The sequence below is a fragment of the Pseudoxanthomonas winnipegensis genome (genome assembly GCF_004283755.1).
In the GTDB taxonomy this organism is placed as follows: domain Bacteria; phylum Pseudomonadota; class Gammaproteobacteria; order Xanthomonadales; family Xanthomonadaceae; genus Pseudoxanthomonas_A; species Pseudoxanthomonas_A winnipegensis.
Genome location: NZ_SHMH01000005.1, coordinates 80,774 through 94,720 on the forward strand (window position 1 = coordinate 80,774; position 13,947 = coordinate 94,720).

Genomic DNA, 13,947 nt, shown 5'->3' on the forward strand with positions numbered 1-13,947 from the left:
CGCCTTGTCGGTGCGGCCGGTGGCCGCGGTCTTGCGGGGCGTCACCGCGCCAGCGCCTTGAGGTCTTCCAGCCGGTCGGCCTGCGCCATCGGCTTGTCGTGGCGCCAGCGCAGGATGCGCGGGAAGCGCGTGGCCACACCGGACTTGTGCCGCTTGCTCAGGTTGACCGCCTCGAAGCCCAGTTCGAACACGTGGTGCGGCGTGACCGCGCGCACCGGCCCGAAGCGCTCGGTGGTGTGCGCGCGGATCCAGCTGTCCAGCTTGAGGATCTCCGTATCGTCCAGCCCCGAATACGCCTTGGCTACCGGCACCAGTGTGTCGCCGTCCCACAGGCCGAAGGTATAGTCGGTGTACAGCGTGCTGCGCCGGCCGTGACCGGCCTGGGCGTAGAGCAGCACCGCATCGATGGTCAGCGGATCGATCTTCCACTTCCACCAGTCGCCGCGCCGGCGGCCGCCCTGGTAGGTGGAACTGCCGCGCTTGAGCATCAGCCCCTCCACGCCGCGCGTGCGCGAATCCTCGCGCAGCCGCGCGGCGGCCTCCCAGTCGGCGGCCTGGACCTGCGGGGACAGGACGATGCGCGGATCGGCGTGCGCGGTGAGCAGCTGTTCCAGCAGGGCGCGGCGCTGGTCCAGCGGCTGCTCGCGCAGGTCTTCGCCGTCCAGCTCTAGCAGGTCGTAGGCCTGCACGCGCGCGGGCGTGTCGGCCAGCGTCTTGGCGCCGGGCTTGCGACGCTGGATGCGGGTCTGCAGCGCGGTGAAGGGCAGCGGCGCGTCTTCGCCGGCGCGCCAGGCCAGCAGCTCGCCATCGATCACGCAGTCGCGCGGCAGCGTGGCCGCGGCCGCTTCGATCTCCGGGAAGCGGCCGTCCAGGCGCTCCTCGCCGCGCGACCACAGCGCCACCTCGCCGTGGCGGCGGATCAGCTGCAGGCGGATGCCGTCCCATTTCCATTCCAGGCGCCAGTGGCCGATGTCGCCCAGCGATCCGACCTCGGCCTCCAGCGGCGAGGCCAGAAAGAACGGATACGGCTGCTGGCGATCGCCAGGCAGTTCCTCGTCGGAAAGCAGATCCTGGAGGAACTGCGGCGTCGGCGCCCAGGTCCCGAGCATGCGCTGGGCGATGCGTGCGATGTCGATGCCGCTCATTTCCGCCAGCGCCTGCTGCACAAGACGCTGCGACACGCCCACGCGCAGCGCGCCGGTGAGCAGCTTGTTGAACACCAGCCGCTGCGCGTAGGGCAGGGCATGCCAGGCCTCGACGATGACCGCGCGGCGCACGGCTTCGTCCCGGTTGGCCACCGGCAGCAGACGCTCCTCGATCCATTCGGCCAGGCCCACGTCCGGCGGCGGGGCGGCCGGGTCGTCCAGCAGCAGCGCCAGGGTCTCGGCCAGGTCGCCGACGTGGTCGTAGCTGTCGTCCACCAGCCAGTCCGGCGTGGCCGATTCCTGCGCGATCCACGCACGCAGCTCGCCGGTTCCGGCGATCTTCTGCCGCGGGCCGGTGATCTTGCCGCCGGCCAGCAGGTACAGGGCCCACACCGCATCGCGCGGCGGCGCATCGCGGAAATAGGCGATCAGCGCCGCGCGCTTGTCCAGCGTGGCGGTGCTCTCGTCCAGCGCCTTGTACAGCTCGGCAAAGCGCTTCATGCCAGCCTCCGGCCAGGCACGTCCATCTCTTCGTTCTCGCGCATCCCCACCGCGTCATTCCCGCGCACGCGGAAATCCAGGGACTTCGCTTTCGGTCCCACGGCACAGCAGAGCGATGAGGAAGAGAACGCGCCCTTGCAGGCAGCAAGGCAAGCGCGCGAGGGCGACAACACAGGCCGCTTCACTCCTCGCTCCCGTAATCGGTGCGGAAGGCTTCGGCCGCGATGCCGGCCTCGTTCATCGCGCGGATGATGGCGTCGGTGTTGCCGTGCGTGGCGATCACCCGACGCGCGCCGGTCTCGCGCACGGTGCGCAGCAGATCCGGCCAATCGGCGTGGTCGGAGACCACGAAGCCGCGATCGTAATTGCGCCGACGGCGGTTGCCGCGCACGCGCATCCAGCCCGAGGCGAAGCCCTGCTGCGCCTTGCGGAAGCGCCGGATCCACGGGCTGCCCGCCGCCGACGGCGGCGCCAGGATCAGCTGGCCGGCGTAGTCGCTGCCCTTGGCCGTCTCCGACACCGGCAAGGTGTCGAGCATGGCGATGCCGGCGCCGCGATAGACCTCCACGCCGGCCTGGATCGCGCCGTGCAGCAGCGCCGGCTGATCGTCCAGATCGCGTAGCTCGGCCAGCAGCCGCTGCGCCTTGCCCAGTGCGTAGCAGTAGAGGATCGCCGCCTCGCCGCGCTGCGCGCAGTGTCGGCGCCAGGCGACGATCTCGCGCGCGACCTCGCGTGTGTCCGGCCAGCGGTAGATGGGCAGGCCGAAGGTCGCCTCGGTGATGAAGGTGTCGCACTGCACCACCTCGAACGGCGCGCAGGTCGGGTCCGGCTGGCGCTTGTAGTCGCCCGAGGCGACCCAGACCCGATCGCCCACTTCCACCCGCACCTGCGCCGAGCCCAGCACATGGCCGGCCGAATGCAGCGACAGGCGCGCATCGCCGATCCGGAAGGCCTCGCCGTAGTCGTGGATGGCGTAGTCCTGCTCGCCCAGCCGCCACTGCAAAATCGGCAGGCTCTCGCGCGTGGCCCAGTAACGGCCCATGCCGGTGCGCGCGTGGTCACCGTGACCGTGGGTGATCACCGCGCGCGGCACCGGCCGCCAGGGGTCGATATGGAAATCGCCGGCCGGGCAATACAGCCCTTCGGGACGCAGGACGATCAGGTCGTTTGAGGCTTGGGCCATGGTCGGGAGGGTGCGGACTGGGATGTGCACAGGCCGCCAACGTTGGGACCGGCCGTCTCAGAACCTGAGATCGAACCCGAACCGCAGCTGACGCATCGGGCTTACGCCGCCACAACACCATGACCTGCAAGCTGCAGGCAAGCGGACTAGGAGGACTCATGAGAACAACGCTGCTACCCATGCTGCTGCTTGCGCTGAGCGCCTGCGCACCAGAGGCGCCGCAGGCCGACGCACCGGTTGCTTCAGCGCCTGCGGCTTCCACGACACCGGTCGCATCGATGCCGGCCTCAGAACCGGCTGCGCCGCAGGCGTCGGACAAGGACGCCGAGGTCGATGCCCGCATCGATCAGGTCCTGGGCGACCACGCGGCCTATCGCAGCGTGTTGGAGCGGCTGCAGGTGGCAGTCAAGGCGGACGACCGACCCGCCGTGGCGGCGCTGATGCGCTATCCCTTCGAGGTGCGCCTGGCCGATCGCAAGCGGCGCATCGACAACGCGCAGGACTTCGTCGCGCAGTACCAGCAGATCCTGACGCCCGCCATCGCGCAGGTCATCACCGCCCAGCGCTATGGCGCGCTCCAGGTGAACCAGAACGGCGTGATGCTGGGTAGCGGCCAGGTGTGGATCAACGGCGTGTGCAACGACGCGGCCTGCAAGGATGTCGACGTCAAGGTCGTCGCGCTGCAGCAGGGCGGCTGACCGTTCCTGCGGCACAATCGGCGCGGGAGGAGTCCGATGATGGAACACCGCGCCACGCCCGCCTTCGAGACCCACACGGTCGACAATCAGCCGCCGGAGTTCGCGCCGTGCGATCTCTGGACCGACGATGTAGTGCTGCGTGAGGGCTGCACGCGCGAGGGCGCCGGCGACTTCGCCGCCGCGCTGCAGGCCTATGGCGCACAGGCAGGCAGCGAACTCTATGCCCTGGGCTTCGACGCCAATCGCGACAAGCCGCGGCTGAAGACGCACGACCGCTTCGGCCATCGCATCGATCTGGTCGAATTCCATCCCGCCTATCACCAGCTGCTGCACGCGGCCAAGGCCGGCGGCGTCGCCGGGTTGTCCTGGCACACGCCGCGGCCGGGCGCGCATGTCGCCCGGGCCGCGCTCAGCTATCTGCATCACCAGGCCGAGGCCGGCACCAGCTGCCCGTTGACCATGACCCACGCCGCGGTCCCGGTGCTGCGCCGCGAGCCCGCCCTGCGCGAATGGGCGGGCAAGGCCGCCGCCCCGCACTACGACCCGCGCGATGTGCCCATCGCCGACAAGACCGGCATCACCTTAGGCATGGGCATGACCGAGAAGCAGGGCGGCTCGGACGTGCGCAGCAACGCCACGCGCGCCACGCCGCTGGCGGGCGAGGGCGAGTACGCGCTGGTCGGGCACAAGTGGTTCTTCTCCGCGCCCATGTCCGACGGCTGGCTGGTCCTGGCCCAGGCGCCGGGCGGGCTGAGCTGCTTCCTGATGCCGCGCCGCCTGCCCGATGGCCAGAAGAACGCCTTCCGGCTGATGCGGCTCAAGGACAAGCTGGGCGACTGGGCCAACGCGTCCAGCGAGGTCGAGTTCACCGGCGCCTGGGCGCGGCGCATCGGCGAGGAAGGGCGCGGCGTGGCCACCATCCTGCAGATGGTCATGCTCACCCGGCTGGACTGCATGCTCGGCGCCACCGCCGAGATGCGCATGGCCCTGGCCCAGGCCGTGCATCACGCGCGCCATCGCGCCAGCTTCGGCAAGCCGCTGGCCGCCCACGCGCTCATGCGCAACGTGCTGGCCGACCTGACGCTGGAATGGGAGGCCGCGCTGGCGCTGGCCCTGCGCGTGGCCGGCGCGGTCGATCGCGGCGCGCACGATCCGCACGAGGCCGCGCTGGCGCGCGTGACCACCGCCATCGGCAAGTACTGGCTGTGCCGCCGCGCGCCGGCCTTCGTCAACGAGGCGCAGGAATGCCTGGGCGGCGCCGGCTACGTCGAGGAATCGATCCTGCCGCGCCTGTTCCGGCAGTCGCCGCTCAACGGCATCTGGGAAGGCAGCGGCAACATCCAGTGCCTGGACGTGCTACGCGCCTTGGGCAGGGAGCCCGACTGCAGCTAGGCGCTGCTGGACGAGCTGAACGCCGCGAGCGGGCAGGATCGCGACTACGACCGCCAGCTGGACCTCGTCGCCGCGCAGCTGGCCGGCCGCGCGCTGGTCGAATCCGGCGCGCGCCTGCTGGTCGAGCGCGTGGCGCTGCTGCTGCAGGCCGGCGTGCTGCTGCGCACGGGCAGCCCCGTGGCCGAGCCGTTCTGCCGCTCGCGCCTGGGCGGGGCGCACGGACTGGCGATGGGTACGCTGCCGGCGGAGACGGATTTCGCGCCGCTGATCGGGCGTGCCCTGCCCTGAGCGCGAATCAATCGTCCAGGCCGAGGCCAGCCATGATCCGCGCAAGGTTTTTCTCGACCCGCGCCTGGCGGGTCTTGGACTGCTTGGCCGACGAGAAATGCAGCAGATAACCGCGTTGGCGGCCCGGCGTCAGGCCTTCGAAGGCGGCCTTCAGCGCCGCGTCTTCCTCCAGCCGTGAGCGGAACTCGTCCGCCACGGGAAAATCGGCGGTCTTCCTGGGGGCGATCTTGAGCCCGGCCTGTTCGACCGCAATGGCCGCCTCGACATAGGCCTTCAGTGTCGCGGCTTCGCCTTTGATCTGATCCAGTGCGGTGAAGCGGATCTGCCGCGCCGATCGTACGTACTCGGTCTGCTGGACCAGCAGGCCATCTAGGTCGGGCATCAGCGCGCCCTTCATGAACAGCAGGGCGCAGTACTCCTTGAAGCGGTGCATCAGCACGACGTTCGCCTTGCCCAGCGCATAGCAGGGCTGGCCCCACTTCAGGTCCTCGGTCAGCGGCGTCTGGCGCAGGATCGATCGCAGCGCCTCGAACTCGGCCCGCCAACGCTCGGCCCGCACCATGAATGCATCCACCTTGGGATTTGCCGTCGCTGCCGTCATCGCGCTCTTCCGTCTGCGTGCTTGTTCGAACTTGAGGGCAAGCGTCAGCGATCGACGCCCACGCCCTTGGCCATCGCGCGCGAGCCGGTCAGGATCATGCGCAGCATGGTGGAGAGCTGGCCGATCAGCTCGGGATCGCGTTCGCGCGGCAGGTCCATGGCGCTGGCGCCGGCGGCGAACACCAGGCGGGTGATCGCCTTGGAGACCAGGGCCGGCTGGTGCAGGGTGGCGCCCTCGGCCGCCGCCAGGCGCACCAGGTCCACCTGCAGCTCGTCCTCGAAGTAGGTGAGCTCGCGCTCGACCGCCGCCTTGAACGCGTCCGAGCCGACCATGCCCTCGCGCAGCATCACGTGCAGCAGCTTGTCGTCGGCCCGTAACTGCTCCATGAAAGTCTCCACCGACAGGCGGATCACGCTGCGGTCGGTCGAGGCCGCGCGCTGGCGGGCCTGGCCGATGATCTGGCGCAGCGAGCGGCCGGCCAGGTCGATCAGGGCCACGGCCAGCTCGTCCATGTCGCGGAACTGGCGATAGAAGCTGTTCGGCGCGATCCCGGCCTCGCGGGCGACCTCGCGCAGGCTCAGCGAGGACAGGCTGCGGTGCGGGCCGACCAGGCGCAGGGCGGCGGCCAGCAGGTCCTGGCGCGAGATGGCGGCGCGGCGGCCGCCGCTGGCGTCGTCGGAGCTGGGGTCGATGGCGGCGGACTCGGTAGCGGGCACTGCGGATCCTGGTCCGTGCGGGGCGCCGCCATCATAGCCCCTCACATGAATATACAAGTGTATAGACATCCGTTCTCACGCCTGTATAGTGCATGGCCATGAATGCGATCCGTCGTCCTCGTTCCAGCTCCCCGGTCCAGCGCGTCGCCCGTCGCCTGGTCGAGCCGGCGGTCTTCGACTTCTGGGCCAGCCGGGTCCACCCGCTGTGGAGCTGGGAGCGCCCGCTGGCGCGCCTGCGCGAGCGCCGCCAGGCCGCCGAAGGCGCGGTCACGCTGGTGCTGCAGACCAACCGCCATTTCGCCGGGCTGCGCGCCGGTCAGCACATCAACCTGGGCGTGGAGCTGGACGGCGCCCGGATCACCCGCAGCTACAGCCCCAGCAAGGTCGCCGGCAACCGGATCGAGATCACCGTGCGTGAGGTCGAAGGCGGGCGGGTCAGCCAGCATCTGTGCCGGCACGCGCGCATCGGCGAGGTGTTCGCGCTGGGCGCGGCCTTCGGCACCATGACCCTGCCGGCCGCCGTGCACGGCCCCTGGCTGTTCCTGGCCGCCGGCAGCGGCATCACGCCGCTGATGGCGATGCTGCGCGAGCTGGACGCGGCCGGCATGCCGGTTGAGCTGGACCTGGTCTACTGGGCGCGCACCCGCGCCGAGGTCTGCTTCGCCGACGAGCTTGCCGCGCTGGCCGCGCGCCATCGCGGCCTGCGCGTCCATCTGCGGCTGACCCGGCAGGCCGATGGCCCGGCGGCGCCGCGCATCGACGACACCGACCTGGCCGCGCTGGTGCCCGAGCTCGGCCATCGCCAGGTGTTCGCCTGCGGCCCGCACGGCTTCGTGCAGAGCGCGCGTGCGCAGCTGGAAGGGCGTGTGGTGCGGTTCGAGGCCGAGGCCTTCACCCCGCCGCGCGCGCTGCCGGGCGAGGGCGGCAGCGTCGCCCTCACCCTGTCACGCAGCGGGCGCACGCTGACCGTGCCGCGCGATGCCTCGCTGCTGGAGGCGCTGGAGGCGCAGGGCCTGCGCCCGGCCTCGGGCTGCCGCATGGGCATCTGCAATACCTGCGCCTGCACGCGGCGCGAGGGCATCACGCGCGACACCCAGACCAATGCGCGTTCGGGCGAGCCCGACGCCACCGTGCGCCTGTGCATCAGCGCCGCGGCCACCGACCTGACGCTGGACCTTTGATGAGCAAGCACAACCGCCCCCTGTCCCAGGACGAGCTGCAGCGCTTCGGCGCCGAGCTGGACGCCCTGCGCGCCCGCACCGTGGCCACGCTCGGCGCGCGCGATGCGCGCTACATCCGCCGCGCGGTCGCGGCGGTGCGCTGGAGCGGCGCGCTGGGCCGCATCGCGCTGTTCGCCGGCGCGGTGGGCGGGGCCTTCGTGCCGGCGCTGCTGTGGCCGCTGTGCGTGCTCGGCACCGCGCTGCTGGCGCTGTCCAAGATCCTGGAGAACATGACCGTCGGCCACAACGTGATCCACGGCCAGTACGACTGGATGGGCGATCCGCAGCTGCACAGCCGCAGCTACGAGTGGGACATCGTGGCCACCAGCGAGAACTGGAAGAAGACCCACAACTTCCGACACCACACCTACACCAACGTGCGCGGGCTGGACGACGACATCGGCTACGGTCTGCTGCGCATCTTCCCCGAGCAGCGCTGGAAGCCGTTCTACCTGCTGCAGCCGCCGATCGCGGTGGTGTTCTGCCTGCTGTTCGAGTGGGGCGTGGCGATCCAGGACCTGCGCCTGGGCCGCTGGCTGGCCGGCAAGATGAGCTTCAGGCAGCTGCGCGCGCAGTTCGCGCCGGTCGGCCGCAAGATGGGCCGGCAGGTGCTGAAGGACTATGTGCTGTTCCCGGCGCTGGCCGGGCCGTGGTTCCTGCCGGTGCTGCTGGGCAACCTGGCGGCGAACATGCTGCGCAGCATCTGGACCTATGTGGTGATCTTCTGCGGTCACTTCACCGCCGATGCGGAGACCTTCCCAAAAGACTGCGTGCGCAACGAGAGCCGTGGCCACTGGTATCTGCGCCAGCTGCGCGGGTCGTCCAACATCTCCGGCGGTGCGCTGGTGGACGTGCTCACCGGCGATCTGAGTCACCAGATCGAGCATCACTTCTTCCCCGACATCCCGGCCAACCGTTACAGCGAGATGGCGGCGGAGGTGCGCGAGATCTGTGCGCGCTACGGGCAGCACTACAACACCGGCTCGCTGTTCAAGCAGTTCAGCCAGGTGGCCTGGCGCATCGTGCGCCATGCGTTCCCGAGCCGGCCGCGCCGGGTGCGCGCGCTGGTCGAGGCGCCCGCGGCGGGCTGAACCGCGCTGCGTGCGCGGAGCGGGCTTCACCGCGCAGCCAGCGGCATCGCGCTAGCGTGGCCGGACACTCACACAAAGGAGTTCGGTCATGCTCAACCGGACCGTCATCCTGTCGATCGCGGCGCTGCCGATTCTGGCCGCCGCGCCGCTGGCGCAGGTGCAGCAGCTCAACCAGCCGCAGCCGGTGCAGATTCCCAATGCGCGCGATGCTTCCGGCACGTCGCCCCAGCGCAGCACCGGGGTGCGCTCGGACGCGGGCCAGCGTGCGACCACGCCGCCGGTCAGTCCCAAGGGGCCTGCTACGGATGCACAGCGGCCCACGCAGCCCAGCAGCGTCACGCCCACTGCGCCGGCGACGCCCGCGCGCGTGATCGATGCGCAGGGCCGGCTGGTGCCGGGCGCGGTGCAGGTTGGTAACAACCAGGTGCTGGACCCGAAGACCGGGCGGATCTATCCCGTGACGCCGGCGGGTGACGGGCTTCGTATTGCGACGCCGCCGAAGCCCTGAGTGCTTTAGGGCTTTTAAGAGAAGCTACGTCAGAAAAGCCCGGTGCAAGCCGGGCTTTTTTTGCGCGTTGTGGCGTTTTGCCTGATCAGTGGCGAGAGGGGGAGGGCGCTGACTTCGGAGGGGCAGCGGTCCGGCGGGCGGCGCCCGCTTATCCCTCGATCAGGGCATCCTGCCCTGACTTGGGCGCTCGGCGTCCTGCCTCGCTAGTCGCGGACACCGCCCGCCGGCCCGCTGCCGTGCGCGTCATGGATGGGGCTTCGGTTCGAAAGAAATCCTGATCTATTCGCCGCAAAGCCTCGATCCTGCCGCGCGTGGTACAGAGCGGACAGAATGAATCGCGGCGGCGCGCTTGGTGCTCGCGGAGCGCCAACCGAATCCCACCTGTAGAGCGGAGCTTGCTCCGCTGCGTTTCGTTCGGTTTGTGGGGAAAGCCCCAGCGGAGCAAGCTCCGCTCTACAGGCAGGCCGCTGCGCGATTCGAGGAGACAGTTGTTCCCACCTGGCCGTGAGGCGCGGTCAGTCTTTTCCCATTCAAGCGTCGGCCATCGAGGGGGAGCCGAGCCGAGGGGCCGCGCTTGGCGTGGTCGAGGCGGGTGGGCGAAATACGCTCACCGCCCCGCACTCATCCCGTCGACTTGCCTGCTGCTCCGCAAGCCCTCAGTCCGCCTTCGCATCCAGCCCGCGCTTCTCCAGCAGCGGTTCGATCCGCGGCGCGTGTCCGGTGAAGTCGACGAACAGCTTCATCGCGTCCTGGCTGCCGCCCTGGGAGAGCAGGGTCTTGCGGAAGCGGTCGCCGTTGGCGCGGCTCAGGCCGCCGTGCTGCTTGAACCACTGCTGGGTGTTCGCATCCAGCACCTCGGACCAGATGTAGGCGTAGTAGCCGGCCGAATAGCCGCCCATGATGTGGCTGAAGTAGGGCGTGCGGTAGCGCGGCGGCACCGGGGCGTAGGCGATGCCATCGGCCGCCAGCGCCTTGGCTTCGAAGTCCACCACGCCGGACGCGGCCGGGACCTGGTCTTCGGTGATCTGGTGCCAGCGCTGGTCCAGCATCGCCGCGCCCAGGTATTCGGTGGTGGCGAAGCCCTGGTTGAACTTGGCCGCGGCCACGACCTTGTCGAGCAGGGCCTGCGGCATCGGCGCGCCGGTCTGGTGATGCTTGGCGTAGTGGCGCAGGATCGCCGGATCGTCGGCCCACATCTCGTTGACCTGCGAGGGGAACTCGACGAAGTCGCGCGGCACGCTGGTGCCGGAGAAGTAGGGGTACTTCACGTCGGAGAACATGCCGTGCAGGGCATGGCCGAACTCATGGAAGGCAGTGGTGACCTCGTCCCAGGTCAGCAGCGTCGGCTGGCCGGCCGGCGGCTTGGGGATGTTGAGGTGGTTGGCCACCACCGGCTTGTCGCCGGTCAGCGCGGACTGCGACACGTAGGAATTCATCCACGCGCCGCCGCGCTTGGACGCGCGCGCATACGGGTCGAAGATGAAGATCGCCAGCTGCGAGCCGTCGGCATCGAACACGTCGTAGACGAAGGTGTCGGCGTGGTACTTGGGCAGATCGTGGCGCTCCTTGAAGCTCAGGCCGAACTCCTGGTTGGCGGCGTAGAACACGCCGTTTTCCAGCACGTTGCGCATCTCCAGGTAGGGCTTGAGCTGGGACTCGTCGAAGTTGTACTTGGCCTGGCGCACCTTCTCGCTGTAGAAGGCCCAGTCCCAGGCTGCGAGTTCGAAGCCCGGCTTGCCGGCGGCCTTCCGCTCGGCGTCGATCATCGCCTGCAGGTCGGCGGCCTCGCGCTTGGCGTTGGCCAAGGCGGCCGGAGCCAGCTTGCCCAGCATCGCGTTGACGGCCTCGGGCGTCTTGGCGGTCTGGTTCTCCAGCGAGTAGGCGGCGTAGTTGGGATAGCCGAGCATCTTCGCCTTCTGCGCGCGCAGGGTCATGATGCGCGAGACGATGGCGGTGTTGTCGTAGGCGTTGCCGCGGCTGCCGCGGTTCACCGAGGCCTTGAACAGCTGCTCGCGCGTGGCCCGGTCGGTCAGATGGGTCAGCGGCGGCTGGCCGGTGGTGTTGAGCAGGGTCAGCACGTACTTGCCGGGCAGCTTGCGCGCCTTGGCTTCGTCGGCCGCGGCGGCGATCTCCGCCGCGCTCAGGCCGTCGAGCTGCCTGGCATCGTCCAGCACCAGGGCCGAATCGTTGACCTCGGCCAGCACGTTCTGGCTGAACTTGGTCGACAGCGTGGCCAGCTCGGCGTTCATCGCCTTCAGGCGCGTCTTGTCCGCCTCGGAGAGCTTGGCGCCGGAGCGCACGAAGTCGCCGTAGACCTTCTCGACCAGGCGCAGGCTCTGCGGATCCAGGCCCAGGCCGGCGCGGCCGTCGTAGAGGGTCTGGATGCGCACGAACAGCTTGCCGTTGAGGTTGATCGCATCGCGGTGCGCGGCGAACTTGCCGGCGTAGTCGGCCTGCAGCTGCTTGCGCGTGTCGTTGGTGTCGGTGCCGACCAGGTTGAGGAACACCGAGGTCGCCCGATCCAGCAGCTGGCCGCTCTGCTCCAGCGCCACGAAGGTGTTGTCGAAGCTCGGCTTGGCCGGGTTGTCGGCGATCGCCGCGATCTCCTTGAGCTGCTGCGCCATGCCCGCATCGAAGGCCGGGGCGAAGTCGGCGTCCGTGATCTTGTCGAACTGCGGGTAGTGCAGCGGCAGCGGGCTTTGGACGAAGAACGGATTGCTGGCCTGGCTGGCGGCGGGCGTCGCGGAGGTCTGGGCGTAGGCGGGCATGGCGGTTCCAAGGGCGAGGGCGAGCGCCAGGGTCAGGCGGTGGGTCATGTGGCTCCGGATCGGGGTGGTGGACATCGACCCCCGAGGCTAACCGGGACCCGGCGCCGCAGCCCATGACCGAAGGCATGGCCTGACGCAATCGTCACGCGTGACCGGCCACCCTCGATAGCCTAAAATTTGTGACGTAACTCACATAACATTAGGTGCGGCGCCGTCATGGCGCCTATGATCGGTCGGCCAGGGACAACGGAAGGTAGGCATGCGGGGTGTTTTCGAATTCGCGGCGCTGGACATCAATGGCCACGAGCAGCCGCTGGCCGACTGGGCCGGCTCGGTCCTGCTGATCGTCAATGTCGCCTCCCAGTGCGGGTTCACCCCGCAGTACGGCGGCCTGGAGCTGCTGTGGCAGCAGTATCGCGATCGCGGGCTGGTGGTGCTGGGCTTTCCCTGCGACCAGTTCGGTCACCAGGAGCCGGGCGACGAGGCGCAGATCCGCGCCTTCTGCAGCCTCAACTACGCGGTGACCTTCCCGATGTTCGCCAAGGTCGAGGTCAATGGGCCGAACGCGCATCCGCTGTGGCAGCGGCTCAAGCACGACCGGCCGGGGGTATTCGGCACCGAGCGCATCAAGTGGAACTTCACCAAGTTCCTGGTCGGCCGCAACGGCCAGGTCCTGCGCCGCTATGGATCGCGCAACGCGCCCGCATCGCTGGCGCGGGACATCGAGGATGCGCTGGGCTGACGCGTGCAGCGAGTCCTGCCTGCTAACCGTCTCTCGGATCAAGCCGCGGCCTTCTTGTAGAGCGGAGCTTGCTCCGCTGCTCTTCGTTCGGTTCCTGGAGAAAGCCCCAGCGGAGCAAGCTCCGCTCTACAGTCCGCTGCTCCTCGTTCGGTTCGTGGGGGAAGCCCCAGCGGAGCAAGCTCCGCTCTACATGGAGCCGCCATCGGCTAAGGGGCCACAAGGGCGGCGTCTGCAGAGAGGCTTGCCGACTACTTCTCTACGAAGGCGCGCTCGAACACGTAGTGGCCGGGGCTGCCGATGCGCGGGGAGGCCTCGAAGCCGCGGCTGTCCAGCAGCGTGCGCAGGTCGGCCAGCATCTGCGGGCTGCCGCAGATCATGAAGCGATCGCGCGCCGGGTCGATCGGCGGCAGGCCCAGCGTCTGGGCCATCTGCCCGCTGCCCAGCAGCTCGGTCAGCCGGCCCTGGTTGCGGAACGGCTCGCGCGTCACCGCCGGGTAGTACAGCAGCCGCTCGCGCAGCAGCTCGCCCAGCAACTCGTGCTGCGGCAGCTCGCGCTCGAAGTAGTCGCGGTAGGCCAGATCCTGCTCGTAGCGCACGCCGTGGGTGAGGATCACCTTATCGAAGCGCTCGTAGGTCTCCGGGTCCTTGACGATGCTCAGCCACGGCGCCATGCCGGTGCCGGTGCCCAGCAGGTACAGGTGCCGTCCCGGGTGCAGGTCGGAGATCAGCAGGGTGCCGGTGGGCTTGCGCCCGATCAGGACGCTGTCGCCCGGCCGGATGTGCTGCAGGCGCGAGGTCAGCGGGCCGTTGGGGACCTTGATGCTGAAGAACTCCAGCTGCTCTTCCCAGTTGGCGCTGGCGATGGAGTAGGCGCGCAGCAGCGGGCGGGTTTCGCCCTCCAGGCCGATCATCACGAACTGGCCGTTCTCGAAACGGAAGGCCTCGCTGCGCGTGGTGGTGAAGCTGAAGTAGTCGTCGGTCCAGTGACGGACCTCAAGCACCGTTTCGGCGCCGTAAGCGGAAGACATGGGCGGATCGTGTTGGGCAGGGGAGAGGAACGCGTTCCAGTATAGCCGCGAAGATGAGATTGGTTC

The 13,947-nt window shown here is 69.3% G+C and carries 11 protein-coding genes and 1 pseudogene; 6 read left to right on the plus strand and 6 right to left on the minus strand.

The genetic code is table 11. The features are described 5' to 3' along the window. Positions 1–41: 41 nt before the first annotated feature. Both EAT51_RS10680 and EAT51_RS10685 read right to left on the minus strand, forming a co-directional pair. The gene (locus EAT51_RS10680) at positions 42–1,646 is read right to left on the minus strand and encodes an ATP-dependent DNA ligase (RefSeq protein WP_130517793.1); all 1,605 of its coding nucleotides are present in this window, start codon (positions 1,644–1,646) and stop codon (positions 42–44) included. A gap of 181 nt (positions 1,647–1,827) precedes the next feature. After that, a complete protein-coding gene (locus EAT51_RS10685; RefSeq protein WP_130517795.1) occupies positions 1,828–2,829 on the minus strand; it encodes a ligase-associated DNA damage response exonuclease in 1,002 nt (333 codons plus the stop codon). Between the two features lie 278 nt (positions 2,830–3,107). Here EAT51_RS10685 and EAT51_RS10690 point away from each other — a divergent pair, with 278 nt between their 5' ends. Further along, entirely contained in the window at positions 3,108–3,527 is a 420-nt protein-coding gene (locus EAT51_RS10690) for a hypothetical protein (protein WP_130560896.1), read from the plus strand. A gap of 36 nt (positions 3,528–3,563) precedes the next feature. Further along, a pseudogene (locus tag EAT51_RS10695) lies at positions 3,564–5,207 on the plus strand (acyl-CoA dehydrogenase family protein). A 7-nt stretch (positions 5,208–5,214) separates the two neighbouring features. Here EAT51_RS10695 and EAT51_RS10700 read toward each other — a convergent pair. Together EAT51_RS10700 and fabR are read right to left on the minus strand one after the other, a co-directional pair. Beyond that, positions 5,215–5,808 carry a YdeI/OmpD-associated family protein gene (locus EAT51_RS10700; protein ID WP_130517798.1) on the minus strand — a complete coding sequence of 198 codons (594 nt, stop codon included), beginning with the start codon at positions 5,806–5,808 and terminating at the stop codon, positions 5,215–5,217. A 44-nt stretch (positions 5,809–5,852) separates the two neighbouring features. Then, entirely contained in the window at positions 5,853–6,500 is a 648-nt protein-coding gene (gene fabR, locus EAT51_RS10705; protein WP_130518736.1) for an HTH-type transcriptional repressor FabR, read from the minus strand. 122 nt (positions 6,501–6,622) lie between these two features. On the opposite strand from fabR, the gene EAT51_RS10710 reads away from it, so the two are divergent. The 3 genes from EAT51_RS10710 (at position 6,623) to EAT51_RS10720 (ending at position 9,343) form a co-directional block, all read left to right on the plus strand. After that, positions 6,623–7,705, plus strand: coding sequence for a ferredoxin reductase (locus EAT51_RS10710; RefSeq protein ID WP_130517799.1), 1,083 nt, complete (start codon positions 6,623–6,625; stop codon positions 7,703–7,705). Continuing rightward, positions 7,705–8,835, plus strand: a complete 1,131-nt coding sequence (locus tag EAT51_RS10715) for a fatty acid desaturase family protein (RefSeq protein ID WP_130517801.1) — start codon at positions 7,705–7,707, stop codon at positions 8,833–8,835. The genes EAT51_RS10710 and EAT51_RS10715 overlap by 1 nt, the downstream gene beginning before the upstream one ends. An 88-nt stretch (positions 8,836–8,923) precedes the next feature. Then, entirely contained in the window at positions 8,924–9,343 is a 420-nt protein-coding gene (locus EAT51_RS10720) for a hypothetical protein (RefSeq protein ID WP_130517803.1), read from the plus strand. Between the two features lie 656 nt (positions 9,344–9,999). Here EAT51_RS10720 and EAT51_RS10725 read toward each other — a convergent pair. Continuing rightward, positions 10,000–12,159: a M3 family metallopeptidase gene (locus EAT51_RS10725; protein ID WP_130517805.1), complete on the minus strand. Its 2,160-nt coding sequence runs from the start codon at positions 12,157–12,159 to the stop codon at positions 10,000–10,002. A gap of 211 nt (positions 12,160–12,370) precedes the next feature. On the opposite strand from EAT51_RS10725, the gene EAT51_RS10730 reads away from it, so the two are divergent. Further along, positions 12,371–12,853 (plus strand): glutathione peroxidase, encoded by a 483-nt coding sequence (locus tag EAT51_RS10730; RefSeq protein ID WP_130517808.1) that lies wholly within the window; start codon positions 12,371–12,373, stop codon positions 12,851–12,853. Positions 12,854–13,101: 248 nt separating this feature from the next. On the opposite strand, the gene EAT51_RS10735 is transcribed toward EAT51_RS10730, so the two are convergent. Continuing rightward, positions 13,102–13,881 carry a ferredoxin--NADP reductase gene (locus tag EAT51_RS10735; RefSeq protein ID WP_130517810.1) on the minus strand — a complete coding sequence of 260 codons (780 nt, stop codon included), beginning with the start codon at positions 13,879–13,881 and terminating at the stop codon, positions 13,102–13,104. Positions 13,882–13,947 lie beyond the last annotated feature (66 nt).